General features: G+C 58.2%; 28 protein-coding genes and 1 tRNA gene. 22 read left to right on the top strand and 7 right to left on the bottom strand.

Annotated elements, in window-relative coordinates; genetic code table 11:
* The first annotated feature begins 3 nt into the window (after positions 1 to 3).
* The 10 genes from ACEW8J_RS08810 to ACEW8J_RS08765 all read left to right on the top strand — a co-directional run bounded on the left by ACEW8J_RS08810 (position 4) and on the right by ACEW8J_RS08765 (position 8,675).
* Positions 4 to 864: an HprK-related kinase A gene (locus ACEW8J_RS08810; RefSeq protein WP_373491266.1), complete on the top strand. Its 861-nt coding sequence runs from the start codon at positions 4 to 6 to the stop codon at positions 862 to 864.
* Positions 864 to 1,895 (top strand): nucleotidyltransferase family protein, encoded by a 1,032-nt coding sequence (locus ACEW8J_RS08805; RefSeq protein WP_373491292.1) that lies wholly within the window; start codon positions 864 to 866, stop codon positions 1,893 to 1,895. The genes ACEW8J_RS08810 and ACEW8J_RS08805 overlap by 1 nt, the downstream gene beginning before the upstream one ends.
* A gap of 112 nt (positions 1,896 to 2,007) precedes the next feature.
* Entirely contained in the window at positions 2,008 to 3,357 is a 1,350-nt protein-coding gene (gene glmU, locus ACEW8J_RS08800) for a bifunctional UDP-N-acetylglucosamine diphosphorylase/glucosamine-1-phosphate N-acetyltransferase GlmU (protein WP_373491265.1), read from the top strand.
* Positions 3,358 to 3,465: 108 nt separating this feature from the next.
* Entirely contained in the window at positions 3,466 to 3,831 is a 366-nt protein-coding gene (locus ACEW8J_RS08795; protein WP_373491264.1) for a ribbon-helix-helix protein, CopG family, read from the top strand.
* Complete coding sequence (locus ACEW8J_RS08790) at positions 3,828 to 4,208, top strand: type II toxin-antitoxin system VapC family toxin (RefSeq protein ID WP_373491263.1); 381 nt, start codon at positions 3,828 to 3,830, stop codon at positions 4,206 to 4,208. Before ACEW8J_RS08795 ends, ACEW8J_RS08790 begins: the two co-directional genes overlap by 4 nt.
* Positions 4,209 to 4,227: 19 nt before the next feature.
* A complete protein-coding gene (gene glmS, locus ACEW8J_RS08785; protein WP_373491262.1) occupies positions 4,228 to 6,051 on the top strand; it encodes a glutamine--fructose-6-phosphate transaminase (isomerizing) in 1,824 nt (607 codons plus the stop codon).
* A gap of 2 nt (positions 6,052 to 6,053) precedes the next feature.
* On the top strand, positions 6,054 to 6,494 hold the full coding sequence (locus ACEW8J_RS08780; RefSeq protein ID WP_373491261.1) for an OsmC family protein: 441 nt from the start codon (positions 6,054 to 6,056) through the stop codon (positions 6,492 to 6,494).
* A 92-nt stretch (positions 6,495 to 6,586) separates the two neighbouring features.
* On the top strand, positions 6,587 to 7,756 hold the full coding sequence (locus ACEW8J_RS08775; protein WP_373491260.1) for a DUF2157 domain-containing protein: 1,170 nt from the start codon (positions 6,587 to 6,589) through the stop codon (positions 7,754 to 7,756).
* On the top strand, positions 7,753 to 8,304 hold the full coding sequence (locus ACEW8J_RS08770) for a GDYXXLXY domain-containing protein (protein ID WP_373491259.1): 552 nt from the start codon (positions 7,753 to 7,755) through the stop codon (positions 8,302 to 8,304). The genes ACEW8J_RS08775 and ACEW8J_RS08770 overlap by 4 nt, the downstream gene beginning before the upstream one ends.
* On the top strand, positions 8,301 to 8,675 hold the full coding sequence (locus ACEW8J_RS08765) for a GFA family protein (RefSeq protein WP_373491258.1): 375 nt from the start codon (positions 8,301 to 8,303) through the stop codon (positions 8,673 to 8,675). Before ACEW8J_RS08770 ends, ACEW8J_RS08765 begins: the two co-directional genes overlap by 4 nt.
* 75 nt (positions 8,676 to 8,750) lie before the next feature.
* Here ACEW8J_RS08765 and katG read toward each other — a convergent pair whose 3' ends face one another.
* Positions 8,751 to 10,943, bottom strand: coding sequence for a catalase/peroxidase HPI (katG, locus tag ACEW8J_RS08760; protein WP_373491257.1), 2,193 nt, complete (start codon positions 10,941 to 10,943; stop codon positions 8,751 to 8,753).
* A 255-nt stretch (positions 10,944 to 11,198) separates the two neighbouring features.
* Here katG and ACEW8J_RS08755 point away from each other — a divergent pair, with 255 nt between their 5' ends.
* The 6 genes from ACEW8J_RS08755 to queE all read left to right on the top strand — a co-directional run bounded on the left by ACEW8J_RS08755 (position 11,199) and on the right by queE (position 16,136).
* A complete protein-coding gene (locus tag ACEW8J_RS08755) occupies positions 11,199 to 12,383 on the top strand; it encodes an aspartate aminotransferase family protein (RefSeq protein WP_373491256.1) in 1,185 nt (394 codons plus the stop codon).
* On the top strand, positions 12,380 to 13,306 hold the full coding sequence (gene argF / locus ACEW8J_RS08750; protein WP_373491255.1) for an ornithine carbamoyltransferase: 927 nt from the start codon (positions 12,380 to 12,382) through the stop codon (positions 13,304 to 13,306). The genes ACEW8J_RS08755 and argF overlap by 4 nt, the downstream gene beginning before the upstream one ends.
* Entirely contained in the window at positions 13,306 to 14,208 is a 903-nt protein-coding gene (locus ACEW8J_RS08745; protein ID WP_373491254.1) for an Hsp33 family molecular chaperone HslO, read from the top strand. The genes argF and ACEW8J_RS08745 overlap by 1 nt, the downstream gene beginning before the upstream one ends.
* Positions 14,209 to 14,343: 135 nt before the next feature.
* The gene (locus ACEW8J_RS08740; RefSeq protein ID WP_373491253.1) at positions 14,344 to 14,751 is read left to right on the top strand and encodes a DUF3617 domain-containing protein; all 408 of its coding nucleotides are present in this window, start codon (positions 14,344 to 14,346) and stop codon (positions 14,749 to 14,751) included.
* 57 nt (positions 14,752 to 14,808) lie between these two features.
* Entirely contained in the window at positions 14,809 to 15,495 is a 687-nt protein-coding gene (gene queC, locus ACEW8J_RS08735) for a 7-cyano-7-deazaguanine synthase QueC (protein ID WP_373491252.1), read from the top strand.
* Positions 15,492 to 16,136: a 7-carboxy-7-deazaguanine synthase gene (gene queE, locus ACEW8J_RS08730; RefSeq protein ID WP_373491251.1), complete on the top strand. Its 645-nt coding sequence runs from the start codon at positions 15,492 to 15,494 to the stop codon at positions 16,134 to 16,136. Before queC ends, queE begins: the two co-directional genes overlap by 4 nt.
* A gap of 4 nt (positions 16,137 to 16,140) precedes the next feature.
* Here queE and ACEW8J_RS08725 read toward each other — a convergent pair whose 3' ends face one another.
* Both ACEW8J_RS08725 and lipB read right to left on the bottom strand, forming a co-directional pair.
* Complete coding sequence (locus tag ACEW8J_RS08725; RefSeq protein WP_373491250.1) at positions 16,141 to 16,410, bottom strand: hypothetical protein; 270 nt, start codon at positions 16,408 to 16,410, stop codon at positions 16,141 to 16,143.
* Positions 16,407 to 17,111 (bottom strand): lipoyl(octanoyl) transferase LipB, encoded by a 705-nt coding sequence (gene lipB / locus ACEW8J_RS08720; RefSeq protein ID WP_373491249.1) that lies wholly within the window; start codon positions 17,109 to 17,111, stop codon positions 16,407 to 16,409. The genes ACEW8J_RS08725 and lipB overlap by 4 nt, the downstream gene beginning before the upstream one ends.
* 73 nt (positions 17,112 to 17,184) lie before the next feature.
* Between lipB and ACEW8J_RS08715 the strand changes: the two genes are divergently transcribed.
* A complete protein-coding gene (locus ACEW8J_RS08715) occupies positions 17,185 to 17,937 on the top strand; it encodes a hypothetical protein (protein ID WP_373491248.1) in 753 nt (250 codons plus the stop codon).
* Here ACEW8J_RS08715 and ACEW8J_RS08710 read toward each other — a convergent pair.
* From ACEW8J_RS08710 to ACEW8J_RS08700, 3 genes are read right to left on the bottom strand one after another with little or no spacing between them, the layout of a single operon-like run.
* Positions 17,930 to 18,529, bottom strand: coding sequence for a GNAT family N-acetyltransferase (locus tag ACEW8J_RS08710; protein WP_373491247.1), 600 nt, complete (start codon positions 18,527 to 18,529; stop codon positions 17,930 to 17,932). The two genes, ACEW8J_RS08715 and ACEW8J_RS08710, sit on opposite strands and share 8 nt — an antisense overlap.
* Positions 18,520 to 19,377 carry an oxygen-dependent coproporphyrinogen oxidase gene (gene hemF, locus ACEW8J_RS08705; protein WP_373491246.1) on the bottom strand — a complete coding sequence of 286 codons (858 nt, stop codon included), beginning with the start codon at positions 19,375 to 19,377 and terminating at the stop codon, positions 18,520 to 18,522. Before hemF ends, ACEW8J_RS08710 begins: the two co-directional genes overlap by 10 nt.
* On the bottom strand, positions 19,374 to 19,832 hold the full coding sequence (locus tag ACEW8J_RS08700) for a tRNA (cytidine(34)-2'-O)-methyltransferase (RefSeq protein ID WP_373491245.1): 459 nt from the start codon (positions 19,830 to 19,832) through the stop codon (positions 19,374 to 19,376). The genes hemF and ACEW8J_RS08700 overlap by 4 nt, the downstream gene beginning before the upstream one ends.
* A gap of 176 nt (positions 19,833 to 20,008) precedes the next feature.
* On the opposite strand from ACEW8J_RS08700, the gene petA reads away from it, so the two are divergent.
* From petA to ACEW8J_RS08685, 3 genes are read left to right on the top strand one after another with little or no spacing between them, the layout of a single operon-like run.
* Positions 20,009 to 20,572 (top strand): ubiquinol-cytochrome c reductase iron-sulfur subunit, encoded by a 564-nt coding sequence (gene petA, locus ACEW8J_RS08695; RefSeq protein WP_373491244.1) that lies wholly within the window; start codon positions 20,009 to 20,011, stop codon positions 20,570 to 20,572.
* Between the two features lie 14 nt (positions 20,573 to 20,586).
* The gene (locus ACEW8J_RS08690) at positions 20,587 to 21,855 is read left to right on the top strand and encodes a cytochrome bc complex cytochrome b subunit (RefSeq protein ID WP_373491243.1); all 1,269 of its coding nucleotides are present in this window, start codon (positions 20,587 to 20,589) and stop codon (positions 21,853 to 21,855) included.
* Between the two features lie 19 nt (positions 21,856 to 21,874).
* A complete protein-coding gene (locus tag ACEW8J_RS08685) occupies positions 21,875 to 22,738 on the top strand; it encodes a cytochrome c1 (RefSeq protein ID WP_373491242.1) in 864 nt (287 codons plus the stop codon).
* 59 nt (positions 22,739 to 22,797) lie between these two features.
* Here ACEW8J_RS08685 and glpK read toward each other — a convergent pair whose 3' ends face one another.
* On the bottom strand, positions 22,798 to 24,276 hold the full coding sequence (glpK, locus tag ACEW8J_RS08680) for a glycerol kinase GlpK (protein WP_373491241.1): 1,479 nt from the start codon (positions 24,274 to 24,276) through the stop codon (positions 22,798 to 22,800).
* A gap of 114 nt (positions 24,277 to 24,390) precedes the next feature.
* Here glpK and glpD point away from each other — a divergent pair, with 114 nt between their 5' ends.
* Both glpD and ACEW8J_RS08670 read left to right on the top strand, forming a co-directional pair.
* Positions 24,391 to 25,911: a glycerol-3-phosphate dehydrogenase gene (glpD, locus tag ACEW8J_RS08675; protein WP_373491240.1), complete on the top strand. Its 1,521-nt coding sequence runs from the start codon at positions 24,391 to 24,393 to the stop codon at positions 25,909 to 25,911.
* Positions 25,912 to 25,965: 54 nt separating this feature from the next.
* Positions 25,966 to 26,039: transfer RNA gene (locus tag ACEW8J_RS08670), tRNA-Gly, on the top strand.
* Positions 26,040 to 26,042 lie beyond the last annotated feature (3 nt).

Raw genomic sequence — 26,042 nt, 5'->3', positions numbered from 1 at the left:
GATATGCATCAGATTCTGCTCAGGATCGGGCCCGCCGCTTTCCGGATCGCTTCGTCATGGCGGCAACCTCTGGATCAATTGGAGGCCTTATACCGTGATTATCCGGCACCTGCTGATCCAATGGTCGACTTCACGGTTCGTCTCGAGCCGGAAAAGCCTTGGCGACGCTATCTCCGACCCGCGGTTCATATCGGTGGCGACTTCTGGCTGCCGGATGCTGCGCCATTGCCGCTCGCCCAGGGATTGCTGGCTGCCGAAATGGGCATGAACCTGCAAATGGCGCTCGGCTGGCGGCGGCATTTGCTGCTCCATGCCAGCAGTGTGGAAAAAGACGGCAAGGCGCTGATCATGACCGGTCTTTCCGGTTCGGGAAAATCCACTTTATCCGCCATGCTGGCCGAACGTGGCTGGCGTTTCATGGGTGATGAATTTGCCCTTTTGAGCCTCGATTCCGGCCAATTCGTGCCGTTTCCACGCCTGATCAGCCTGAAAAACGAGGCGATCGGGGCGATGCAGAAAGTTGCCCCGGCGAGCCGTTTTGGTCCGGAAATGAAAGCCACGCCGAAAGGCGATATCCGGCATCTTGTTCCCCCGAAGACAGCATTGGCAAGGATGGATGAGCCCGCCGCGCCGGCGCTGCTGCTCTTTCCCCGCTTTGGCCACGCACCGACGCTGCGAGACATGGGGCAATCGGAAATATTCGTTCGGCTCACTCAGGCCTCGACCAATTATGTTGCGCTGGGAGAGGCAGGCTTTCGTGCGCTCACCCGGTTTGTCGATACCGTCCCCGTCAAGGCGATGGATTATCAATCGACCGAACAGGCTGAACAATTGATCGAAAGCCTGTGGAGCGAGCTGCCATGATGCGGGACGCAGCTCTCTTGGTTCGTGCTCTGCGCGAACCGGCAAGCGCCGCGACGCTGACCAGCAGCCAGTGGTCCGAATTGGTCAGTGTCGCGCGCGCGGAATCCCTGATCGGCTCACTGGCTCATCGGCTCAAGGGCATATCCGTACCGGATTGCATGCAATATGTCCTGGACGACGCCATCGGCGCGCATGATCTGGCGCGCCAGCAGGCCTTGTGGGAAGCCGATTGTGCCCGCAGGGCCTTGATCAATTATTCCGGAAAGATCGTACTGATGAAAGGCACCGCTTATGTTGCGGCAAATCTCGATGCCGGCGTGGGCCGCAGCATCGGCGATCTCGATATCATGGTGGCCCGGGATGACTTGGCGGTGGTCGAGTCCACCCTGCTTGATGCCGGTTGGGAGTGGGTGAAGCCCGATCCCTATGATGACCAATATTACCGGGACCATATGCATGAGCTGCCGCCGCTGATCCACCGCGAGCGCGACCGGATGATCGACGTCCATCATACGACGCTGCCGCTGACCGCAAGGCCGACGCCCGATGCGCAGGCGATGCGGGACAATGCGATTGCGCTCGACAATGGCCTCCATGTCATGGCGCCGACCGACATGGTCCTCCATTCCATTGCCCATCTGTTTGCCGACGGCGATCTGGCGGGCGGATTGCGCAATCTGTGGGACATCAACCTCCTGATCCGGCAGTTTGCTCAGGATGACGAGGAATTCTGGACAGAATTGGGGGTTCGGGCGAAAACCCATGATCTGGTGCAGGAGATGGAGAGAGGCTTGCGCCTGGCAGCGCGCCTCTATCACACCCCGGTCTATAAATATCGGGCGGGTCAAACCGAATTTGCCGACTATCTCTATGTCCGGCGATTGCTGGCGCGCGACGGCTATGGACGGGAAACGCGGAAGCTGACTCGCCTGGCCTTTTACGTCCGTTCACACTGGCTGCGGATGCCGCCGATGATGTTGGCCCGGCATTTGTGGACCAAGTGGCGGAAAGGTGGAAAGCCATCGAAATGAACCTGCCAATAGACCGTAAATCACGCTGGCTTAAGTCCCGTTTGCATGGCATTAGCCGCTGCAAATGGCCGAGCCAGCGCCTCTTTTGCCCAATTTGCTCCGGAGTAACCCGATGACCGACCGCCCGCTAGCTGCAATCATATTGGCCGCCGGACAGGGCACAAGGATGAAATCGGAGACGCACAAGGTGCTGCACCCGATTGCCGGAAAGCCGATGCTGCATCATCTGCTCGATACCGTCGATTCGATCGGGGTGGAGCGCACGGTCATTGTCGTCGGCGCGCGGCGAGGGCAGATTGAGGCCAGCGTAGCCGGCCGCAATGTCGCAATCGCGGTTCAGGAAGACCAGCTCGGCACGGGCCATGCCGTGGCGCAGGCCCATGATGCGCTGAAAGGCTTCGCCGGTGATGTGCTGATCCTCTACGGCGACGTGCCAATGGTCGGTGCCGACACGATGCGCGAAATGATCTACCGGCTGAACAATGGCTCAGACCCGCGTGCCGTCGTACTCGGCTTCCGTCCCGATGACGCCGGTGCCTATGGCCGGATCATCGCCGATGACCAGGGCGAAATCACGAAAATGGTCGAATATAAGGATGCCAGCGATACGGAGCGCCAAGTCAATTTGTGCAACAGCGGCCTGATGGCGGCGCGATCAACCGACCTGTTCATCCTGCTCGACCAGATCAGCAACGACAATGCAGCGGGTGAATATTATCTGCCCGATATCGTGATGTTGCCTGGCCAGAAAAGCGCGGTGATCGAAGTTGAAGATCCCGCCGAGGTGGCCGGCGTCAACAGCCGGGCGGAACTCGCGGCCATGGAAGGCGAATGGCAACAGCGCCGCCGCACGCGGGCGATGGCGGATGGCGTATCCCTGATCGCTCCTGAAACAGTCTGGTTTTCTCATGATACGGAGATTGCTCCCGATGTCGTGATAGAACCGAATGTCATATTTGGTCCCGGCGTTGCCATTGCCAGCGGTACGGTCATCTATGGTCACAGCCATATCGAAGGCGCGCAAATCGGAGAGAATGCGAGAGTCGGGCCTTTTGCTCGCCTGCGGCCCGGTTCGGTGATGGAAGAGGGTTCCAAGGTCGGCAATTTTGTGGAAATGAAGAAAACCACGCTCGGCAAGGGCGCGAAAGCCAATCACCTGACCTATCTCGGCGATACCGAAGTGGGCGAGGGTGCCAATATCGGCGCCGGCACGATTACCTGCAATTATGACGGTTATCTGAAATACAGGACGGTGATCGGCAAGGGCGCATTTATCGGCTCGAACAGCGCGCTGGTTGCTCCGGTGACGATTGGCGATGGCGCGATTGTTGGCGCCGGGGCGACGATCACCAGAGACGTGGCGGCCGATGATCTGGCGCTGGTGCGCTCGGAACAGAAGGTAAGGGTTGGTTGGGCGAAGAAATTTCGCGAGGCGATGCTGAAGAAAAAGGCAGGGAAGTGAGGGTTGGACATTTTTTGGTGCCACGGCTTTCGTTGATTTCCCGTCATTCGCGCAACGCCGCCAAAAATTCATTGACATGATATCATGATATGATATCAATATATCATAATGACCCGTATCCTGGCTGATCTTCCCGAAGACGATGTGAAATGGCTCGACGCGCAGGCGGCGGAGTTGGGCAAGTCGCGAGCGCAATTGCTGCGGGATGCGGTCAGCGCCTATCGTTCTGAAGCCCCCAAAGACTGGCTCGATATCGGCTTTGGCGCATGGAAGGACCGCACTGATATTGGCGACGCGGTTGATTGGCAGCGGCGACAACGAGCCGGTTCGACGCGGCCATGGGACGATGACTATGAAGAGGTGAAAGCCGAGTTCCCGGATCTGTTCGACGACGAGGATGACCGGCAACGGCAAATCCATCTGGACATGCTTGCCGGTCAATATCCCGAATCCAATAAGCCAAAAAGCACGTGAGCGGCTTCACCTTCGATTCCAATATCATAATTGACGCCCTTGCGGGCTTCGAGCCGGCGCGCTCGGAAATCCGGCGTGCAACGGCGGGTGGATTGCGCCCCTGGGCCAGTCGCATGGTCTGGATAGAGGTCCTGGCCAAAGGCACCGACGAGCAGTTGCGCAGGGCGTCCATTCTCATGTCGGGTTTCGGAATTGACGAGATTGACGAAGAAATAGCGGAACGGGCGTCGGCGCTGCGCAGGCAACGCCCGCGCCTCAAATCGTCCGACGCCATCATACTCGCAACCGCGATGACGCGGGGTCGCGTTCTCGTAACCCGCAATACCAAAGACTTCCCTGCCAATATGCCGGGAATTCGCGTACCTTATACCCTCTGAAGCGAAAGACCCGAAAAGCATGTGCGGAATCATTGGAATAGTTGGCAAGGAACCGGTCTCGGATCGACTGGTCGATGGGCTCAAACGGATGGAATATCGCGGCTATGACAGCGCCGGTGTCTGTACCGTGCACGATAACCAGCTGATCCGTCGCCGGGCCGAGGGCAAGCTTGCCAATCTGGTTGCAGTGTTGAAAAATGACGATGCGGTCGGCAATGTCGGGATTGCGCATACAAGGTGGGCGACCCATGGCGCGCCGACAACGTACAATGCGCATCCCCATGCAACAAGCGAAGTGGCGCTGGTCCACAATGGCATTATCGAAAATTTCAAGGCCCTGCGCGAAGAATTGACCGCACGCGGACGATCCTTTGAAAGCGAGACCGATACCGAGGTTGTTGCGCATCTGGTCAGTGAACAGGTCGAAAGCGGCAAATCGCCGGAACAAGCCGTGCAGGCCATTTTACCGCAGTTGCGCGGAGCCTTTGCTCTCGCCATTGCCTTTCGCTCTCAGCCGGATATGCTGATCGGCGCACGGCTCGGATCACCGTTGGTGGTCGGCTATGGCGACGGCGAAACCTATCTGGGATCCGATGCCCTGGCCCTGGCACCCCTGACCCAGAAGATCGCCTATCTGGAAGAAGGTGACTGGGTCGTGGTCACGCGCGATGGCGCGGCAATTTATGACAAGGACAACCAGTCGGTAGAGCGGGCAATAACGACATCCGGCGTGTCTGCGGCGACCATCGAAAAAGGCAATTATCGCCATTTCATGCAGAAGGAAATCTTCGAGCAGCCGACCGTGGTTGCCCAGACCTTGCGAAGCTATATCAGGCCGCTCGAACAGCAGGTGGCGCTGCCGCAAATGGACTTCGATCTGCGCGACATCAAGCGGATCACGATCGTCGCCTGTGGGACCAGCTATTATGCCGGCATGGTCGCAAAATACTGGTTCGAGAGTTTTGCCCGAGTGCCCGTCGATCTGGATTTCGCGTCGGAGTTTCGGTATCGCGATCCGGTGTTCGAGTCTGGCGGATTGGCCCTGTTCATATCCCAATCCGGGGAGACTGCCGATACTTTGGCGGCGCTCCGTCACAGCAAGGACAATGGCCAGAAAATTGCCGTGGTCGTGAATGTCCCGACCAGTTCGATGGCGCGGGAAGCCGATCTGTTGCTGCCCACCCACGCCGGTCCGGAAATCGGTGTCGCATCGACCAAGGCCTTTTCTTGCCAGCTGGCTGTACTGGCGGCGCTTGCCGCGCATCTTGCCGTCGTCAAAGGCCAGATGACGCGGGATGAAGAGCGCGATGTCGTGCGGCATCTGACCGAAGCGCCGGCAGCGCTGAACGCAGCGCTGGCCCATGATGAGGATATCGCCGCAATGGCCCATCTGATCGCACCGGCCCGCGATGTGCTCTATCTCGGCCGCGGTCCCGATTATCCGCTGGCGCTGGAAGGCGCGCTCAAGCTCAAGGAAATCAGCTATATCCACGCCGAAGGCTATGCCTCGGGCGAGATGAAACATGGACCGATTGCCCTGATCGACGAAGCGGTCCCGGTCATCGTGCTCGCACCATCCGGGCCGTTGTTCGAAAAAACCGTGTCGAACATGCAGGAGGTCATGGCGCGGGGCGGCAAGGTCGTGCTCATCTCGGACGCCGCAGGTCTTGCCGAAGCCGGCGAGGGCTGCATGGCGACGATCGAGATGCCCAAGGTGCATCCGCTGATCGCCCCGCTGGTCTATGCCGTGCCCGTCCAGCTGCTCGCTTATCATGTGGCGGTTGCCAAAGGCACCGATGTCGATCAGCCCCGCAATCTCGCAAAATCGGTCACGGTGGAATGAGCATGGCAGAAAACCCCTCATATGTGACGGTCGAGACCGGCAGCGGCAAGTTCCAGCAGACGGTTCGGATCGGCAATCATCAATTTCTGGCGGATGAACCGGAATCTTTCGGCGGCACCGACAGCGGTCCGTCGCCTTATGACCTGTTGCTCGCCGCGCTGGGCAGTTGCACCTCGATGACGATGAAGATGTATGCGGATCGCAAGAATATTCCTCTGGAAAGCGTGCATGTGGAACTGGAACACAGCCGCGCACATGCCGAGGATTGTCACGACTGCGACAAGGCCGACAAGCGGATCGACGTGATCGATCGTTCGATCACCCTCCGCGGCGATCTGACCGACGAGCAGCGCAAAAAGCTGCTTGAAATTGCGGAGAAATGTCCGGTCCACAGGACGTTGGAAAACAGAATTGACATTCATACCACCGAAGTCCGGGATTGATCCCGGCGCAGCAGTGCGAAGCGCCTGCCACGCTCTGAACTTGCCAATCGGACCAGTCTCGCGTAGCCCGCAGTGGCAGCGAGGATCGACGATTGTCTGACAGAAAAATAAGAAACTGGCTGGATGCCGGCCTGATCGATGCCGACACGGCGCTGCGCCTCCGGGAATATGAAGCAGATCAGTCACGGCCTCTGGGCCTCTGGGCGCTGATCGGGCTGGGTGCCCTGGCCATCGGTCTGGGCATCATCTCCCTGGTTGCAGCCAATTGGGACGATATTCCCGGCATGATCCGGCTCACGGTTCACGGGATATTGATCACAGCCGTTGCCGCGGTCATTTTTCTCCTCCAGCCGCGCAATGGCTTTCTCGGACTCTATCTGAAGGATGTGCTGCTGTTCATCCTCGCCTTTCTCGGCGCCACTTTTCTTGGTCATCTGGGCCAGGTCTATCAGACCAGTTCCCCGTTATGGCAGCCGCTGGCGACGTGGTTGCTGCTATTTTCACCGCTGCTGCTGCTGGCCGGTCGAGGCTGGCTGATTTCCCTGCTCTGGGTCGCCGGCCTTCTGGGCACCGCCATCGCGTACTGGAGCTGGTATACGCAACAAAGCAGCGAGCTGCCGTCGCTCTATATCGCGGTCATCACCAGCGTCCCGGTTTTTGCGTTGCTCGCTGGCGTATTCGCAAGGACAATCAGCTCACGACAGCTGTTCTGGAAGCAGGTTGGACAATTTGCTCTGGCATCCTTTGTCGCCGGCGTGACCCTTAAACTGATAGCGGATGGCCTGATGACAGGCGGACTCTTCGGATCCGAAGCGGCTGTCATTACCTTAGCAACGATCCAGCTGGCCCTTTGGGGCGCTGCGGCTTTGCTCATCTATGCCTTCCACCGTACCGCCGCCGGTATCGGCATGGCCGCAATATTGCTGGCTGCCGCCACGATTAACTCTGCCAGCAGCGCTCTCCCATCGACTGAACCCGTGATCAGCGCGATATGGTTCATGGCATTCTGGGCCGCGATTGGCTGGAGCGCGAACCAGGCTGGCTGGCGCAATATTTTCCAGATGGTCGTCGCCGTAATCGCGCTGCGGCTGATCATCCTGAGTTTCGAACTGGCATCGGATCTGTTGAGCAGCGGCCTCGGGCTGATCCTTGCCGGAGTGATCACCATTGCCATCGCTGTCGTCGCTTACCGTTTCTCCAAGGCCTTTGCACCCGCCAGAATGCCTGCCAGCGACGCAAGGAACGAGGGAGGCGATCGATGAACCGGTTCAGTCGCTTCTTCCTGCCGATCGCGCTGCTGTTGCCACTACTCGGACTCGGCCTGATCTGGTGGCTGACCGACAGCGATTCGGATCAGGGGACGGAATGGGATGTGCCGATCGCTGGCTATGATCCGCGGGATTTGCTGCGCGGACATTATGTCCAGTTCCGCTATGATTGGCCCACCGTTCGCGAAGGGGATATCCCGACCTGGTCTGGATCGCGGCAAGGCCTTTGCATCACCGGGGCTGCGCCGCGCATCAGAAGCGTGGCTGTCCAGGATCTGATCGGCCCCGATTCATCTTCAACGGCTGTCTGCGATGCAACCGCCAAAGTGAACCCGTGGAGCGAGGAAGGCGATGATGGGCTGCTCCGCGACCGCATCTATGTGCCCCAGGACGCCGCGCGCGAATATGACGCCAAGCTGGCCAATCCATCCTTGCAGGGAATCGTCCGGATACGCATCAACAGCAGCGGCTTCATCACGCCGCTATCGCTCCGTTTCCAGCCGCGGTCCGATGACAATGTTGATCGGGAACAAGCCGAGTGAAATCCGGCATCGTTGGCGGCTGCCACTGCGGCGCTGTCCGCTTTGCAGCAAAAGTCCGGAAGCGACCGGCACTGCTTGATTGTAATTGCTCAATCTGCGCGCGAACAGCCTATCTGCATCTGATTGTGCCGCATCCCGATTTTACTCTGGTCACCGGCAGGGCTGTTCTCACCAGCTACAGATTCGGGAGCGGCCAGGCGGATCATCTGTTCTGCAGCCAATGCGGCGTCAAAAGCTTCTATCAACCCCGTTCCCATCCGGGTGCATGGAGCGTCAATTATAACTGCCTGGATATCGGTCATGACCTGACACCGGGGATCAGGAAATTTGACGGCCGGAATTGGGAAGCGGCGAAAGCGCGATTGAAATAGAAAACCCTTTCAGCACAAAAAACGGCCCGCTGATCATCTCGGCGGGCCGTTTCTGCGGGCGTATATCAGCAGGTCCTAGGCCAGATCGAATCGATCGGCATTCATGACCTTGGTCCAGGCCGCGATGAAATCTTCGACAAATTTCTGCTTGTGGCTGTCCTCGGCATAGACTTCGGCAACCGAACGCAGTTGCGAATTGGAGCCGAAGACCAGATCAGTTCGCGTGGCGGTCCACAATTGCTCACCGGTTGAGCGATCGGTACCGATGAATTCCTCGTCACCCGACTCGTCGACAACTGTCCATGCCGTACCCATATGCAGCAGGTTGACGAAATAGTCGTTGGTCAGTCGACCCGGATGATCGGTCAGCACACCATGTTTGCTGTTACCGCTATTGGCGCCCAGCACCCGCATTCCGCCGACCAGCACGGTCATTTCGGGGATCGAGAGATTGAGCAGATTCGCGCGGTCGACCAGCAGATCTTCGGTCTTCACACCCGCCTTGGTCTTCAGATAATTGCGGAAGCCGTCGGCAAAGGGCTCAAGCGGCTCGAAGCTTTCTGCGTCGGTCTGCTCTTGCGTGGCGTCGCCGCGGCCGGTTGTTACCGGAACGGTGACATCAAAGCCGGCGTCTTTGGCCGCTTTTTCGACCGCCGCCGAACCGGCAATGACGATAGCGTCCGCCATCGACAGCGAGCCGCGCATCTCGTCGAGTTGCGACAACACGCGCGTCAACTCGTCAGGATCGTTGACCGTCCAGTCCTTCTGCGGAGCAAGCCGCACATGCGCACCATTGGCGCCGCCGCGATGATCGCTTTTGCGGTAGGTGGAAGCCGACGCCCAGGCTGCCTTGACCAGTTCGGACACGGAAAGACCGCTGTCCAGGATCTTCGACTTGAACGCCGAGACGTCGCTGTCCGATGCCTGGGCACCAGCGGGCACGGGGTCCTGCCAGATCAGATCCTCAGCCGGTACATCCGGTCCAAGGTAACGCACCTTGGGTCCCATGTCGCGGTGGGTCAGCTTGAACCATGCCCGCGCAAACGCATCATCGAGCGCCGCCTGGTCATCGCGAAAGCGCTCGGAAATCTTGCGATAATCCGGGTCGCGCTTCAGCGCCATGTCGGCTGTGGTCATCATGGTCGGGACCTTCTTGGAAGGATCACGCGCGTCGGGCGCCATGTCCTCTGGGTCCGGGTTGATCGGCTGCCATTGCTTGGCACCCGCCGGACTCTCGACCAGCTCAAAATCATATTTGAACAGCAGGCGGAAATAATCGCCGCCCCATTGCGTGGGGTTCGGGGTCCACGCGCCTTCGAGACCCGAGGTGGTAATGTGACCCTCGCCAATCTGCTCGGGATCAGTTGCCCAGCCAAAGCCCATCAGGTGGAGGTCGCCGGATTCCGGGTCGCCGCTCAGCTGATCCGGCGGGACCGCGCCATGACATTTGCCAAACGCGTGACCGCCGGCGGTGAGCGCAACGGTTTCCTCGTCGTTCATCGCCATCCGGGAAAAAGTTTCCTTCATATCGCGTGCCATGCCTTCGGCATCTTGCGAATTGCCGCCGGGGCCTTCGGGGTTGACGTAGATCAGACCCATCTGGATTGCGGCGAGTGGATTTTCGATCGCCTTGCCTTCGTCGGGGTTGATGCGCGTTGGCACGCCTTCATTGACCCATTGCTCTTCCGAACCCCAATAGACATCGGTTTCGGGTTCATAGACATCCTTGCGACCGCCGCCAAAGCCGAATACCGGTCCGCCCATCGACTCGATCGCGACATTGCCGGTGAGCACGAACAGGTCTGCCCAGCTGATATGCGCGCCATATTTTTTCTTGATCGGCCACAGCAGGCGACGCGCCTTGTCGAGATTGCCGTTGTCCGGCCAGCTGTTGAGCGGAGCAAAGCGCTGCTGCCCGCTGGAAGCGCCACCGCGTCCGTCGCCGGTGCGATAGGTGCCGGCCGCGTGCCATGCCATGCGAATGAAGAAGGGCCCGTAATGACCATAATCAGCTGGCCACCAGGGCTGGCTATCGGTCATCAGTGCTTTCAGATCCTCTTTCAGCGCCTGATAATCAAGCGCCTTGAAGGCTTTGGCATAGTCAAAGTCGGGACCCATCGGATCGGGCGACGTGCCGTTCTGGGTGAGAATGTTGAGCTGCAGGGCATCGGGCCACCAGTCACGATTGGTACGGCCGAGCAGCGAGCGTGCGCCGCCGTCAAAACCCATTGGGCAGCCTTCGGGGGATCCTGTTGTTTTCATGTCCATCTGAATATCTCCTTCATGGTGCAAATTTCTGCGTATAGTCACCTTGCCTTCGTATACCGCATAGCAGCCCATCACCTAAACGAATTTAGCCTGTCTCTGTGACCGGTTCGATCAATCAGTCTCCTGACCGGTCGCCGGCATGGACCGATATGCACCGGTGATTGACCGCCCTGATCTACACTCATATAAGAAGCACCCAAGTAGGAGGCGGCCAGTCGGGTCGCCTTTTCTGTTTTCCGCGAAAGGAAGCCGATCATGACGATTACTCCATTGATGCCCGTTTATCCGCGTTGTGGTTTCCGTCCGGTGCGAGGCGAAGGGGCCTGGCTGATTTCGGAAGACGGAACGCGGGCGCTGGATTTCGCCAGTGGTATTGCGGTCAACTTGCTCGGCCACGGCCATCCGCATCTGACACAGGCGATCCAGGATCAGGCGGCAACCTTGATGCATGTCTCCAATCTTTACGGCAGTCCGCAGGGCGAGAAATTCGCGCAGCGGCTGGTCGACACAACCTTTGCCGACACGGTCTTCTTCACCAACAGCGGTGCCGAAGCGGTGGAATGTGCGATCAAGACCGCGCGCGCCTATCACCAGTCCGCAGGGAGTGACCGGTTCGAGATCATCACCTTCAAAAACGCCTTTCATGGCCGGACCATGGCAACCATTTCCGCCTCCAATCAGGAAAAAATGCATCACGGCTTTTCGCCGCTGCTGGCCGGATTCAAATATGTAGAATTTGACGATCTGGAAGGTGCCAAGGCCGCTATCAGTGATAAAACCGCTGCGTTCATGGTCGAACCGATTCAGGGAGAGGGCGGAGTACGCCCGGCTTCGGATTCGTTTATGCGAGGATTGCGCGATCTTGCCGATGAACATGGCATCTTGCTGGTGCTCGACGAAGTGCAATGCGGCGTCGCCCGCACCGGCGCGCTTTATGCCCATGAACTATATGGCGTCACTCCCGATATCGTCGCATCTGCCAAGGGCATAGGTGGCGGTTTCCCTCTGGGCGCCTGCCTGGCGACCGAAGCGGCCGCGCGCGGCATGGTGCCGGGAACCCATGGCTCTACCTATGGCGGCAATCCACTGGCGATGGCGGCCGGCAATGCGGTCTGGGATGTGGTTGCCAATGATGAATTTCTCGAAAATGTCCGGTCGACCGGCGACAAGCTGCGGGCGGCGATCGAACAATTTATTGGCAATTATCCCGATCTGTTCATCGGCGTGCGCGGCAGGGGCCTGATGCTGGGTATCATGATGACGCAGGAAACCCGTTCCTTTGTCGCCCATTTGCGCGACAACCACGGATTGCTGATGGTAGCGGCAGGAGATAACACCGTCAGGGTGTTGCCACCGCTCAACATCGATGAGAGCCATATCGCAACCTTTATCGAGAAATTCTCCGCTGGTGCCGCCGATTATCAGGCGCCTCAATCATGACCCGCCATTTTCTCAATCTCGCGGACGCCGACGGCGATGCCATAGCGGCAATGATCGCCGATGCGATTGATCGGAAGGCAGCGCGGGCGGGATGGCTCAAGGGCAGGCCGGATGCGGACAAGCCTCTGGCTGATCATGTGCTGGCGATGATTTTTGAAAAGAGCAGCACGCGGACGCGGGTCTCCTTTGATATTGCCATCCGCCAGCTGGGTGGCACCAGCATCGTGATGGACAGCGGTTCGATGCAATTGGGTCGCGGTGAAACGGTTGCGGATACGGCCCGGGTATTGTCCCGCATGGTCGACGCGATCATGATCCGGACCGACGATCATGCCAAGATCGAGGAGATGGCCGCCCATGCTAGCGTGCCGGTGATCAACGGACTGACCGACCTGTCCCATCCCTGCCAGATCGTCGCCGATCTGTTGACTCTGGTCGAACATGGCAAGGCGCTACCCGGTCTTGAAATCGCCTGGCTCGGCGATGGCAATAATGTGCTGAACAGTATTGTTGAAGCCGCTGGCCTGATGAAATATAATGTCCGGATCGGATGTCCCCAAGGCTATGATCCCGATCCGGATTTCATCAAGGCCGCCCAGGCCGCCGGAGCCAATATCTCGATCCATCGCGACGAAAACGAAGCCGTCGCGGGTGCGGATGTCGTGGTGACCGATACCTGGGTATCAATGGGCCAGGAGCATGTGCACAACAAGCTGGCCGCGATGATGCCCTATCAGGTCAATGACGTGATGATGGAACAGGCCAGGCCAGACGCCTTGTTTCTCCATTGCCTGCCCGCCCATCGCGGCGAGGAAGTGATGCCCTCGGTAATCGATGGGCCGCAGTCGGTTGTCTGGGACGAGGCAGAGAACCGGATTCACGCGCAAAAATCCGTACTTCGCTGGTGTTTTGGCCAGATCTGATGGCGGAACTGGCCTTGACCGACAATATATTGTCCTTTGCAATTCCGGCAAAAAACTGTCGCGGGCGTGTGGTGCGGCTGGGTGCTGCACTGGATGACATACTCGCAGCGCATGATTATCCGCCGATGATCCGCAATGTTCTGGCAGAGGCCGTCTGTCTGACCGCTTTGCTCGGTGCACTGTTGAAGGACGAGGGGTCGCAATTGACTCTCCAGGCGCAGACCGAATCCGGTGTGATCAATCTTCTCGCCTGTGACTATCGGGACGGCGCATTGCGCGGCTATGTCGAATTTGATCACGAACGGCTTGCGTTGCAGCCGGTCGAACCCAGCCTGATGGCGCTGTTTGGCAAAGGCTATCTGGCGATCACCTTTGACTTGCCTGCGCCCCGCGGTCGCACCCAGGGGATCGTTCCGCTGGAAGGCGCCAGCCTGGCGGAAGCGGTGCAGAATTATTTCTTTCAGTCGGAACAGATCCCAACGCTGATCCGGGTTGCATTCAACGAGTCCGCAGGCCGCAATATCGCTGGCGGCCTTTTGGTGCAGCATCTCCCCGAAGGGGAGGAAGGACGCGAGCGGCTCCATGTGCAGCTGGACCACCCCGAATGGGAACATGTGGAGATCATGGGCGGCAGCGTTACGCCAGCGGAAATGACCGATACCGCGTTGCCGCTGGAGGACATTTTGTGGCGTCTTTTTAGCGAAAGCGACGAAGTGAGGCTTTTGAGCGGTAAATCGTGCGTTAAGGGATGTCGTTGTAACGAGGGACATATCCGGGACGTAATCGCGCGCTTCCCGAAAGAAGACAAGGACGACATGGTCGACGAAGCAGGAAATATCGCCATAAACTGCGCCTTTTGCAGCAAGACTTTCACGATTTCGAGCGCCAGCCTGAACAACTGAATCCTGTCGCAAATAGGGCAAATAGCCAGAATTGGCGAATTTTTCCTATCGATTGCCCTGTTTGCCGTCAATATTCGCCATGATTGAGCGCTATCGTATCTACATCCACACTAACGACATGACGGGAAATTTTCTATGAAAGGCTTGAAACTGGTCAAAATCATCAGCGCATCAGCCGCCGTCCTGACCGGATTTGCGATATCTGCACCCGCACAAACGCCGGATTTGGCGCTGCTGGGCGGGCTTGCGCAGGGCGAATGGACCCTGAAAGAACGCGGTGCGAGCGCTTCCAGCACAAAAGTCTGTCTCGGCAATCCCGAGCTATTGCTGCAGATCCAGCATCGCAATGCGACCTGTACCCGCTATGTCATCGAAAATAGTCCCACAAAGCTCCGCGTAAGTTATAAATGTGGCGGTGCCGGACATGGTGTGACCGAAATCAAGCGGGAATCCGGAAATCTGGTGCAGATTTCCACGCAGGGCATCAGCAATAATGCGCCTTTTTCCTTCAAACTGGAAGGCCGCCGGACCGGTAGCTGCTAAGCGCGCTGCGCGCACAATGCTTGCACCGCGCAGGCAAGGCGATTAGCGGGACGCATCATGACTTCCGAATCAAGATCTGCGATCATATTATTGTCCGGCGGGCTGGACTCGATGGTGTCTGCCGCCCTCGCTGCCGAACAGGGCTATCGGCTGATCGCGCTGACCGTCGATTATAATCAGCGTCACAAGATCGAGCTGCAATCGGCGGAGAAAATTGCCGCCAATCTGGACGTGGCCGAACATATCGTCCTGCCGCTCGACCTGAGCCGCTTCGGCGGTTCGGCGCTGACCGCGGACATTGATGTGCCCAAGTCCGGAGTCGGTAATGATATTCCGGTGACCTATGTGCCAGCCCGCAATCTCATCTTTCTCTCGCTGACTCTCGGATTGGCCGAAGCCAGAGACGCGCGCGATATTTTCATCGGTGTGAATGCGCTGGACTATTCCGGCTATCCCGACTGCCGCCCCGAATTTATCCAGGGGTTTGAACGGCTGGCCGATTTGGCAACCAAGGCTGGCGATCAGGGCAGCGGCTTTCACATCCACACACCGCTGCAGCATATGACCAAGGCAGATATCGCCCGGGAAGCGATCCGGCTGGGTCTCGATCCCGCATGGAGCTGGTCCTGCTACGACCCCGCCGAGGGCAATCTGCATTGCGGTCTGTGTGACAGCTGCCGTCTGCGGCAAAAGGGTTTCGAAGAAGCGGGCATTCCCGACCCCACCCGATACGCGACGACATGAGCTACGCCGTCAAGGAGATCTTCCTGACCCTGCAGGGCGAGGGCGTGCACGCCGGACGCCGGGCGGTTTTTGTCCGCTTCGCCGGCTGCAATCTCTGGTCCGGGCTGGAACGGGATCGCGCCACCGCGATCTGTCAATTTTGTGATACCGACTTTGTCGGCATGGATGGTGACGGTGGCGGGCGCTTTCAGACGGCCCGGGATCTCGCCCGGGCAGCGGCGGAGATATGGTCCGGCGACCGGGACTCGCGCTTCGTCGTGCTCACCGGCGGCGAACCGATGCTGCAGGTGGACGACGCCCTGATCGACGCCCTGCTCGCGGTGGGTTTCGTCATCGCCCTGGAAGCGAACGGGACGCTGGCGGTGCCGCGCGCGATCGACTGGATCTGCATCAGCCCGAAAGCGCACAGCGAAACAATCCAGCGTGCTGGCGATGAACTCAAGCTGGTGTGGCCGCAGGAAGGCAGTGACTGGCAGGCCATGCAAGACTGGAATTTTGCCAACCTGCTGCTCCAGCCCAAGGATGCAATTGCAGACACCGATGCCAGCCAGGCCCATCTTGAACAGGCCATAGCCTTTGTCCAGGCTCACCCGAAATGGCGTTTATCGCTGCAAAATCACAAAATTCTCGGGCTGGCGTGACCGGTCATTCGTCCGGAGTGTCGGTCGCTGCATCTTCATCCGCCGCGGGCTCGCTGCCTTCTTCCGATTCCGCTGCTTCGGTCTCACCGGTAGCATCGACCTCCTGAATCGTGTCGACATCGACCATGTCGTCACTGATCGTGCCGTCGATGACGTCCACCTCGTCCATCTGGGTTTCGGTCACTTCATTGCCATCTGGTCCATCGTTGCCGGAACAGGCGGAAATCGTCAGGGCGATTAGCGCAGCGGCTGCAAGGCCGGGTAATTTGGTCATGATGTGGTCCTCTCAACATCGATCGGTGATTGCACCACCATAGCCGGGCTTTGCGTCCGTTCAATCGCTTTCAGGAAAGTGCCCGCGGTTTTTTGCAACGCTTGGTCAAATTGCTGGAGTTCGATTGCGATGCCCAGTTGGGCCAGACTGGTCACGGGAAACTCGCTGATGCCGCACGGGACAATGCCGCCAAAATGACCGAGATCAGGATCGATATTGACCGAGAAGCCGTGCATCGTGACCCATTTGCGAATGCGGATACCGATCGCGCCAATTTTCGCTTCCTGTCCGCCCGGGGTGTCGCACCAGATCCCGACTCGGCCCTCCACCGCCCGGGCCGACACGCCAAATTCAGCCAGGGCCGCGATCACCCAGGCTTCGAGTGCATGGACAAAGCCCCGCACATCGGCATTGCGCTGCTTCAGATTCAGAATGACATAGCCGACCCGCTGGCCCGGGCCATGATAGGTGTGCCGTCCGCCGCGACCGGTTTCGTAAACGGGAAACGCCTGGCTGAGCAGCTCGGTCGGATCGGAGCTGGTGCCCGCGGTATAGAGCGGCGGATGCTCGAGCAACCAGATCAGCTCCTTGGCATCACCGGTCTGCACAGCGGCATTGCGCTGCTCCATCTCGGTCAGCGCGTCCGGATATTCGATCTGTTCCGACGAAATCCGCCATTCGATGTCATTGCGGTTATTCATAAAAATTCCGTGCACTTTTGCTGGCCGGGTGGCAAGGGCTGGCGGGAGAGTAATGGATCCGGGAATGTAAAATATGAAGCTGAACTATATGCAATGCTGGAATGGCGCGATGGCTCAGCTAATGTCGCACAAGGAAGCGATTCTCGCGATTGCGGGCGTCTTCATATTTCTTCCGACCCTGTTGTTCGCCCAATATGTTACGCCGCCCGTATTCAACGGCGATGAAGACATGAATGGCGTCATCGCCGTCTATTCGGCCTATTTCAACGAAAACGCCTTTGCCGTCATGACCTCCAATCTGGTGACCAGTTTTGGCGGCCTTGCCATCTATTTCGCCTTGGCACCGTCTCGCAACGGCACCGTTGCCGAGGATCTCGCCGCCGCGCTGAAGATATTTGTCATCTATCTGCTCGCCAATCTGCTGAGCGCTTTAGTGTCCTTGCCGGGTTTCCTGTTGTTCATCATTCCCGGCCTCTATCTGACCTGTCGGTTCATTGTCGTACCCGTGGTGATTGCCGATGAAGGGGAACGCAACCCGATCGAATTGCTCAAGCGAAGCTGGGCAGTGACGGAGAATAACGGCTTTGCGATCATGCTGTTCATCCTGATCATTGCGGTTGTCGGGACGATTGCGATCAGCGTTCTGGAAGCGGTCACCGGGGTTGTTGCCGGGCTGGCCACGGGCGGCACCGGCTGGCCCTTTGTCCAGAATCTGGTGGCTTCGCTTACCGGCACGGCATTTCAACTGATTCTCACCGCCGTGATCGTGTCCATCTATATCGAACTGACCGGCAGGAAAACCGACGTGGGCGAAGTCTTCAACTGAGGATCGGAACATGCGGTGCCGCGCTTCGCGGCAAATGGCCGGTCAGACGCGGGTCCTTCATCCTGCCGGTCTGCTGCCTGAAAATCCGGAAGCCGCAATGCTGATAAAAGGGCAGGGCGCGCGGTGAATCCTGGGTGCAGGTATGCAACCAGACCCGCCTGATCCCATCCCGCCAGGCCTTGGCCAGCGCCTGGCTCATCAGCCAGCGACCATGACCCTGGCCATTCCGGTCTTCTGTCAGCCCAAAAAAGGCAATTTCGCATTCTCCCGGAACCCGAAAGTCAAGTTCGATAAAACCGACCGGCTCGCCGCCATCGCGGACAATCGATAGGTCCACAGCCGGATCATGCAGAATCGCTTCGAGTTGCTCATGGTCCATCAACAGCCGAGAGATCCAGAGCCACGGCTCCCCGACTTTCCGGAACAGGTCGCAATATGCGTCAACCGCCGGGCTCGGCCAGTCTGCCAGCGTCAGTCTGGAATGCGCCGCTGCCAGAGCCGGTGCTTCCAGCATCTCCAGATGGGTCACGATGGTGGCAACATGACCCTTGGGGACGTCTTCGAGCCCGGCCGTCAGATTATCTAGACCCATTTGGCTTCGGGCGGGAGGCTCATCAATATGGCGTCGACATTGCCACCGGTCTTGAGACCGAAAGTCGTCCCCCGGTCATAGACCAGATTGAACTCGGCATAGCGCCCGCGCCATTCGAGCTGTTGCTGCTTGTCTTCCGCGCTCCATTCCGTTGCCATGCGCTTGCGCACCAGTTTCGGGAATATATCGAGGAAAGCGCGCCCGACATCCTGAGTGAAGGCAAAATGGCGGGCAAAATCCGGTTCCTTGGCCAATTCCAGATGATCATAGAAAATTCCACCGACGCCGCGATGCACCTTGCGGTGGGGAATATAGAAATAATCGTCCGCCCATTTCTTGAACCGGGGATAATATTCCGGGTTATGCGGCGCGCAGGCCGAACGGAAGCGGGCGTGGAATTCCTCCGTATCCTCGTCATAGGCAATCGCCGGATTGAGATCGGCCCCGCCGCCAAACCAGCGTTTGGTCGTGCACAGGAAGCGGGTGTTCATATGCACATTGGGCACATGGGGATTGGCCATATGGGCGACCAGACTGATTCCGGTCGCAAAAAAGCGAGGGTCGTCTTCTGCGCCGTTGATCTGGGCCTGGAATTCCTCGCTGAATGTGCCGTCGACGGTGGAAATATTCACCCCGACCTTTTCGAAGATCTTGCCCTTCATCAGACCCTGGACACCGCCGCCGCCCGGGCTGCCGTCCGGATTTTCGCGATCCCAGGCAATATAGTCGAACCTGGCGTCGCTGTCCGCTTCCGCCTCGATGGTCTCGAATTCCGCGCAGATATTATCGCGTAACTGCTTGAACCACGACTGGGCGGTTTGTTGCTGATCATCCAATTGTTTCGTCATTCCGGAAACTGTCCTGTTTGTCTAAGGGCTTCTCCCAATGCCATGCCAGCGGATACCGCGAGATTCAAGCTGCGCATGCCGGGTTTCATCGGGATCGTGATTCGCTGATCGCACGCTTCCTGTACACTCAGGGGAACTCCTGATCCTTCCGATCCGAAGAGCAGAATATCATTCTTGCGATAAGCGAAGCCAAAATGCGGATCATGCGCCTTGCTGGAAAGCAATATGATCCGTGTATCGCGGGAATCAATGGTTGCCCGGAAGGCGTTCCAGTCAGCGTGGCGAGCGTAGCGGACATGTTCGAAATAATCCATTCCGGCCCGTTTAAGACTGCGGTCACTGAACGGAAATCCACATGGTTCGATGATATCAACCGGCACGTCCAGGCACGCGCAAGTTCTTAATATTGTTCCTAAATTTCCCGCAATCTCGGGTTGATACAAAGCTATCCTCATGGGACGCGTATCTTGAGCGACAAGTGAATGTTAGGTCAATCGAAAATTCCCTGTTGGCAAACCCTATCCTTCGCGGCTATCAGGCGCGCAATTCACTGCCCGTTCAAGCTGTCCCCGTACAGCATCGAACATTCGGGGCGGTCAGGGGTCATAACTATTCTATAGGGCTTGTTTGCATGGCAACGGTTGAAACAGCTGAAACGGCAGTCGCAGAAGAAAGCGGCGTTCGCCGCCGGGACTTTATCAATATTGCAGCAGTGAGCTTCGCTGGTGCCGGAGCGGTCGCTACCGTTTTTCCGTTGGTCAATCAGATGAACCCGAGCGCCGATGTGCTTGCTTTGGCTTCGATTGAAGTCGACATTTCGGCGATCGACGTCGGTCAGTCGATCAAGACCAGCTGGCGCAAGCAGCCGATCTTCATTCGCAATCTGACGCCGGCTGAAATCACCGAAGCCAATGCGGTTGATATTTCCGATTTGCGCGATCCGCAAACGCTGGCCGACCGGACCACCGTCGGCAAGGAAAACTGGCTGATCACCCTCGGCGTTTGCACCCACCTGGGCTGTGTTCCGCTCGGTGCGGCGCAGGGCGAGGTGAAGGGTGAATTTGGCGGTTATTTCTGCCCCTGTCACGGTTCGCACTATGATACGGCGGCGCGCATCCGCAAGGGGCCCGCGCCGACAAATCTCGAAGTGCCAGTGCATGAATTCCTATCAGATACCGTCGTCAAAATCGGCTAAGGGGCAGAATTGAAATGAGTTTTCCTTGGGCAAAGCAATACAAGCCAACAACCGAGTTCGGTCAGTGGATGGACGAGAAACTTCCCGTTCCCCGGCTCGTATACAATAGCCTGGGTGCCGGATATCCAACCCCTCGCAATCTCAACTATATGTGGAACTTCGGTTCTCTGGCCGGTATCTTCCTGGTTATCCAGATCGTAACCGGCATCATCCTGGCGATGCATTATGCCGCCAATGCCAATATTGCCTTTGACTCGGTCGAGCATATCATGCGCGACGTCAACAGCGGCTGGATGATCCGCTACGCCCATGCCAATGGTGCCAGCTTCTTCTTCCTCGCCATTTACCTGCATATCGGACGGGGCCTTTTCTACGGCTCTTACAAGGCGCCTCGCGAAATGATCTGGCTGCTCGGCGTGGTCATCTATCTGCTCGCCATGGCAACCGCATTCATGGGCTATGTCTTGCCCTGGGGACAGATGAGCTTCTGGGGTGCCAAGGTCATTACCGGATTGTTTGAAGCGATTCCGCTGGTCGGCAAGCCGATTCAGGAATTGTTGCTTGGTGGATTTGCACCGGACAATGCCGCGCTGAACCGCTTTTTCTCGCTCCATTACCTGCTGCCGTTCGTGATTGCAGGCGTGATCATCATGCACATCTGGGCGCTGCATATTCCGGGTTCGAACAACCCGACCGGCGTGGATGTAAAGGGACCGCAGGATACCGTCCCCTTCCACCCCTATTATACCGCCAAGGATGGCTGGACCCTGGGTCTGGCGCTGATTTTCTTCACGACCTTGGTGTTCTTCCTGCCGAACGCGCTGGGTCATGCCGACAATTATATTCCGGCCAACCCGCTGTCGACGCCGGCGCACATCGTTCCGGAATGGTATTTCTGGCCTTGGTACGCAATCTTGCGGGCCTTCACCATCGACTTCCTGTTCATTCCAGCGAAACTGCTGGGCGTGCTGGCGATGTTCTCCGCCATTCTGGTCTGGTTTTTCCTGCCATGGCTCGACAAGTCTCCGGTCCGTTCAGGTAAATTCCGGCCCAAGTTCAAGATCTTCTTTGTCCTGCTGGTAATCGATGTACTGATTTTGGGATATTGTGGCGGTGCGCCAGCGGAAGAGCCTTTTGTGATGATCAGTCAGCTGGCCTCCGCTTACTATTTCGCACATTTTCTCATCATATTGCCGCTGTTGTCACGCTTGGAAAAACCGGAACCGTTGCCGAACAGCATCACGGAATCGGTGACCGGCAAGCCACTCACAACTGCCAGCTAGATATTAGGGACCTGTCGCAATGGTAAGAATTTTTGGATTTTTGATTGGCCTGTTCTTTTCGGGTTGGCTTGTTGTCTCCTTCGTCATCGGAGCGAGCGAATTTGTAACCAATCCTCCGGTGAAGTCTCCGGAATATGCGTTTCACGAAGAACCCAAGGATATATCCTTCCCGTCTGATGGACCGCTCGGCAAATTCGATCGCCAGCAGCTGCAGCGCGGGTTTCAGGTATATAAGGAAGTGTGCGCGGCTTGCCATTCGATCCGTCTCGTTGCCTTCCGCAATCTGGCAGAAATCGGCTATAATGAAGACGAGGTAAAGGCGATTGCCGCCAACTGGCCCATTCCGACCCCGGATATTGATCCGGCTACTGGCGAAATGAGCACGCGCCCGTCGCTGGCCGCTGACAAATTTCCCAAGCCGTTCGCCAATGACGTTGCCGCCGGAGCCGCCAATAACAATGCGATCCCGCCGGACTTGTCCCTGATCACCAAGGCACGTGAAGGCGGAGCGCCGTATATCTATTCTTTGCTCACCGGTTATCAGGAGCCACCGGCAGATCTGCCCGAAGCCAATCGTCCGGGACCGGGACTGCATTATAACCCTTATTTCGCCAACCTGAATCTGGCGATGGCACCCCCGATCGTGGTGGAAGATCAGGTGAGCTATTCCGATGGCACCAAGGCGAGCATCGAGCAGATGTCGGCAGACGTCTCTGCCTTCCTGATCTGGAGCGCGGAACCCAAGCTGGAAGAACGTCATCAAACCGGTTGGGCGGTTATCGCATTCCTGCTGATCGCGACGATCCTCGCCTATCTGTCCTATCGGACGATCTGGGCGGACGTGAAGGCCGAAAAGAAAAAGAAGATAGCCGACGACGCATGATATTTGCTGACAGCAACGGATAGAAAGCCCGCCTTGCGCGGGCTTTTTTCTGCCTGGATCTAGCGCTCGATTGCCAGCACCGACCGGATCGCCCGCTGCCATCCGGCAAGACGCTCGGCACGTCTCGCCGGATCAATGTCGGGCTGGTGGATGTCGAGTTCCGAAATCATCACGGCGGCATCCTCAAGCGCCGGATATTTGCCGCAACCGACCGCTGCCAGCATCGCGGCTCCCAATGCGGTGGTTTCGAAGAATTTCGGCCGTTCGACGGGGATGTCCAGTATATTGGCCAGATCCTGCACCAGCCAGTCATTGACGACCATCCCGCCATCGATCCGCAGATTTTGCCAGTCCACCCCGTCGGCGGAAAAAGCGGCTTTGAGATCCTGACATTGATAGGCCATTGCTTCCAGACCAGCGCGGGCGATATGCGCCTTGGTTGAGGAAAAGCTGAGACCCGAGATAGTGCCGGTCGCATCGGCGCGCCAGTGCGGGGCACCCAGACCGGACAGGGCAGGGACGAGATAGACCCCGCCATTATCCTCGACCGAGCGTGCCAGTTCCTCACTTTCTCCAGCATATTTCAGCAGTCCGATATCATCGCGAAGCCATTTCATCAGGCTGCCGGCGACAAAGACCGAGCCTTCAAGGGCAAAGATACGCTTGCCGTCATGCTGATAGAGTATCGTCGACAGCAAACGATTTTCCGATCTCGGAGGGGTGTCGCCGCTGTTGGTCAGAATGAACGCGCCGGTACCGAATGTCGCCTTTGTCTGCCCGACCGCAAGGCAGGCCTGGCCGATCGTGGCAGCCTGCTGGTCACCGGCCGATCCGCAGATCGGGATCGCGCTGCCAAAAAGCTCGGCGGACGTGGCACCCAATTCTCCAGCGCAGTCGACAATTTTCGGCAAGGCCTGCTTCGGGATATTGAAAAGCGCCAGCAGTTCGTCATCCCAGTCATCTCCGTCCAATGCCATCAGCATCGTTCTGCTGGCGTTGCTGGCATCGGTAATATGCTGTCCATGGGTCAGCCGGTAGATCAGGTAGGAATCGATCGTGCCGAACGCCAGATTGTCTCCCGCCGCGTGTACCTGCGGCCAGTTTTCTAGCATCCAGCCGATCTTGCTACCGGAGAAATAAGGGTCAAGCAGCAGCCCGGTCTTCGCCTGCACCATCGGCTCGAGACCCTGCGATTTGAGTTGCTCGCATTTTGCAGCGGTGCGCCGGTCCTGCCAGACAATCGCCTTGCCGAGCGGTTCTCCGGTCCGCTTGTCCCAGGCGACGACGGTTTCCCGCTGGTTGGTAATGCCAATCGCGGCGATCTTTTCGGCTCCGCCTGCCTGTTCGATCATTTTCTGACAGCAGCGCAGCGTCTTGTTCCAGATTTCCTCGGCATCATGTTCCACCAGGCCGGGCGCCGGATAATATTGCCGCAATTCTTCCTGATGCGAACTGTGCAGCGTCCCGTTGAAGCCAAAGAGCATCGCCCGGGTTGACGTGGTCCCTTCATCGATGACCAGGATATGCTGTGCGACCATCGTCCGCTCCTTTTCCGCTGCCCACGCTATAAGCTGGCCTTGAAAAGGCAAGCAAAAGCAGGGTGAACCAGCTTTATATTGCGATGCAACATTGCACAAATCTCCGGCATCTCTATGAACAGGGCGATGTATGATCTGGCCATCATCGGCGGCGGCATAAATGGCGTCGGAATCGCGCGCGACGCAGCGGGCAGGGGACTGAAGGTCCTGCTGGTCGAACGCGACGACCTGGCCTCGCATACATCCTCGGCCAGCACCAAATTGGTCCACGGTGGGTTGCGCTATCTCGAACATTATGAATTCAATCTGGTGCGCAAGGCGCTCAAGGAACGCGAGGTTCTGCTGCGCGCCGCTCCGCATATCATCTGGCCGATGCGTTTCGTGCTGCCGGTGGACGAAGGCATGCGACCCGCCTGGTTGCTGCGTCTCGGCCTGTTCCTTTACGATCATCTCGGCGGCCGCGACATATTGCCGGCCACCAGAAGCCTGAACTTGCTCACCGACCATCGCGGCGACCCGTTGCAAAAGCGCCTTAAAAAGGGCTTCGCCTATTCCGATTGCTGGGTCGAGGACTCCCGGCTGGTCTCGCTCACCGCCCGCGATGCCGCAATCCGCGGTGCCGAGATCCGGACCCGGGCGGAATGTACCGGACTGGATCGCGCGGCTGATCACTGGCAGCTGCGCATCCAGCAGCATGGCGAACAGAGCACCGAGCAGGCGAGGGTGCTGGTCAACGCCGCCGGTCCCTGGGTCGATCCGGTCACCGCCTTGTATGACCGTAGCAACCATGCCGCGAAACTGCGCCTGGTCAAGGGCAGCCATATCGTGGTGAAGCGCAAATATGACGGCGACCACAGCTATATCTTCCAGAACAAGGACGGCCGCATCATCTTTGCCATTCCCTATGAAGGCGACCACACGCTGATCGGAACGACCGACGAACCGTGGCGTTATGCCGAAGGCGACGCCCGGATCAGCGACAGCGAAATCAACTATCTGTGTGATGCGGTGAGCGAATATTTCGAACAGCCGGTCACCCGCGATGATATCGTCTGGACCTTCGCCGGCATCCGTCCGCTGTTCGACGACCACAGCCGCAGCGCCGCCACGGTTACCCGGGACTTTGTCTTTGACTATGACAATGCAGGCGGCGCCCCGGTGCTGTCGATCTTTGGCGGCAAGATCACCACCTATCGGGTGCTGGCATTGCAGGCGATCCGGACATTATCGAAAGCGCTCGCTATCGACGGCAACGACTGGACCAGGAAGGCGCATCTGCCCGGAGGCGATTTCCCGCCCGACGGTTTTGACACGCTCGTCAGTCAATATGCCAGCCAGTGGAATTTTCTCGACCGGTCCGTCCTGCGCCGTCTGGTCCGCGCCTATGGCACCGACACCGCCCATATTCTGGGACAGGCCCGCAACATCGCCGATCTCGGGCAGACCTTCGGGGCGGGCCTCTATGAAGTCGAAATCCGCTGGCTCATCGAGCATGAATTTGCCCGCACCGCCGAAGATATCCTCTGGCGGCGATCGAAACTGGGATTGCACATGACCGCCGCCGAGCAACAGGCCATAGCGACATGGTTTGAGCATCAGGTCGAAGCTGCACCGGCCAATCTTGCCCTTTCCTGATTGACGGACCACAAAAGCAATGGCAATAGCGGCGCATCCGGTCGATCTGGAAATGCGGGTGTAGCTCAATGGTAGAGCAGAAGCCTTCCAAGCTTACGACGAGGGTTCGATTCCCTTCACCCGCTCCACCG

Origin of the sequence: Parasphingorhabdus sp., from assembly GCF_041748495.1 — a bacterium.
GTDB lineage: Bacteria > Pseudomonadota > Alphaproteobacteria > Sphingomonadales > Sphingomonadaceae > Parasphingorhabdus.
The sequence above is the reverse complement of the archived record's forward strand: the minus strand, read 5'-3'. Positions and strand labels throughout refer to the sequence as shown.

Coding starts and splice junctions, on each gene's coding strand:
- ACEW8J_RS08685 (WP_373491242.1), top strand. CDS start 21,875: ATGGTAAGAATTTTTGGATTTTTGATTGGCCTGTTCTTTTCGGGTTGG.
- ACEW8J_RS08755 (WP_373491256.1), top strand. CDS start 11,199: ATGACGATTACTCCATTGATGCCCGTTTATCCGCGTTGTGGTTTCCGT.
- glmU (WP_373491265.1), top strand. CDS start 2,008: ATGACCGACCGCCCGCTAGCTGCAATCATATTGGCCGCCGGACAGGGC.
- petA (WP_373491244.1), top strand. CDS start 20,009: ATGGCAACGGTTGAAACAGCTGAAACGGCAGTCGCAGAAGAAAGCGGC.
- ACEW8J_RS08690 (WP_373491243.1), top strand. CDS start 20,587: ATGAGTTTTCCTTGGGCAAAGCAATACAAGCCAACAACCGAGTTCGGT.
- ACEW8J_RS08725 (WP_373491250.1), bottom strand. CDS start 16,410: ATGACCAAATTACCCGGCCTTGCAGCCGCTGCGCTAATCGCCCTGACG.
- queE (WP_373491251.1), top strand. CDS start 15,492: ATGAGCTACGCCGTCAAGGAGATCTTCCTGACCCTGCAGGGCGAGGGC.
- glpK (WP_373491241.1), bottom strand. CDS start 24,276: ATGGTCGCACAGCATATCCTGGTCATCGATGAAGGGACCACGTCAACC.
- ACEW8J_RS08810 (WP_373491266.1), top strand. CDS start 4: ATGCATCAGATTCTGCTCAGGATCGGGCCCGCCGCTTTCCGGATCGCT.
- ACEW8J_RS08795 (WP_373491264.1), top strand. CDS start 3,466: ATGACCCGTATCCTGGCTGATCTTCCCGAAGACGATGTGAAATGGCTC.
- ACEW8J_RS08805 (WP_373491292.1), top strand. CDS start 864: ATGCGGGACGCAGCTCTCTTGGTTCGTGCTCTGCGCGAACCGGCAAGC.
- argF (WP_373491255.1), top strand. CDS start 12,380: ATGACCCGCCATTTTCTCAATCTCGCGGACGCCGACGGCGATGCCATA.
- ACEW8J_RS08740 (WP_373491253.1), top strand. CDS start 14,344: ATGAAAGGCTTGAAACTGGTCAAAATCATCAGCGCATCAGCCGCCGTC.
- ACEW8J_RS08710 (WP_373491247.1), bottom strand. CDS start 18,529: ATGGGTCTAGATAATCTGACGGCCGGGCTCGAAGACGTCCCCAAGGGT.
- katG (WP_373491257.1), bottom strand. CDS start 10,943: ATGGACATGAAAACAACAGGATCCCCCGAAGGCTGCCCAATGGGTTTT.
- ACEW8J_RS08700 (WP_373491245.1), bottom strand. CDS start 19,832: ATGAGGATAGCTTTGTATCAACCCGAGATTGCGGGAAATTTAGGAACA.
- ACEW8J_RS08745 (WP_373491254.1), top strand. CDS start 13,306: ATGGCGGAACTGGCCTTGACCGACAATATATTGTCCTTTGCAATTCCG.
- lipB (WP_373491249.1), bottom strand. CDS start 17,111: ATGAATAACCGCAATGACATCGAATGGCGGATTTCGTCGGAACAGATC.
- queC (WP_373491252.1), top strand. CDS start 14,809: ATGACTTCCGAATCAAGATCTGCGATCATATTATTGTCCGGCGGGCTG.
- ACEW8J_RS08780 (WP_373491261.1), top strand. CDS start 6,054: ATGGCAGAAAACCCCTCATATGTGACGGTCGAGACCGGCAGCGGCAAG.
- hemF (WP_373491246.1), bottom strand. CDS start 19,377: ATGACGAAACAATTGGATGATCAGCAACAAACCGCCCAGTCGTGGTTC.
- glpD (WP_373491240.1), top strand. CDS start 24,391: ATGAACAGGGCGATGTATGATCTGGCCATCATCGGCGGCGGCATAAAT.
- ACEW8J_RS08770 (WP_373491259.1), top strand. CDS start 7,753: ATGAACCGGTTCAGTCGCTTCTTCCTGCCGATCGCGCTGCTGTTGCCA.
- ACEW8J_RS08715 (WP_373491248.1), top strand. CDS start 17,185: ATGAAGCTGAACTATATGCAATGCTGGAATGGCGCGATGGCTCAGCTA.
- glmS (WP_373491262.1), top strand. CDS start 4,228: ATGTGCGGAATCATTGGAATAGTTGGCAAGGAACCGGTCTCGGATCGA.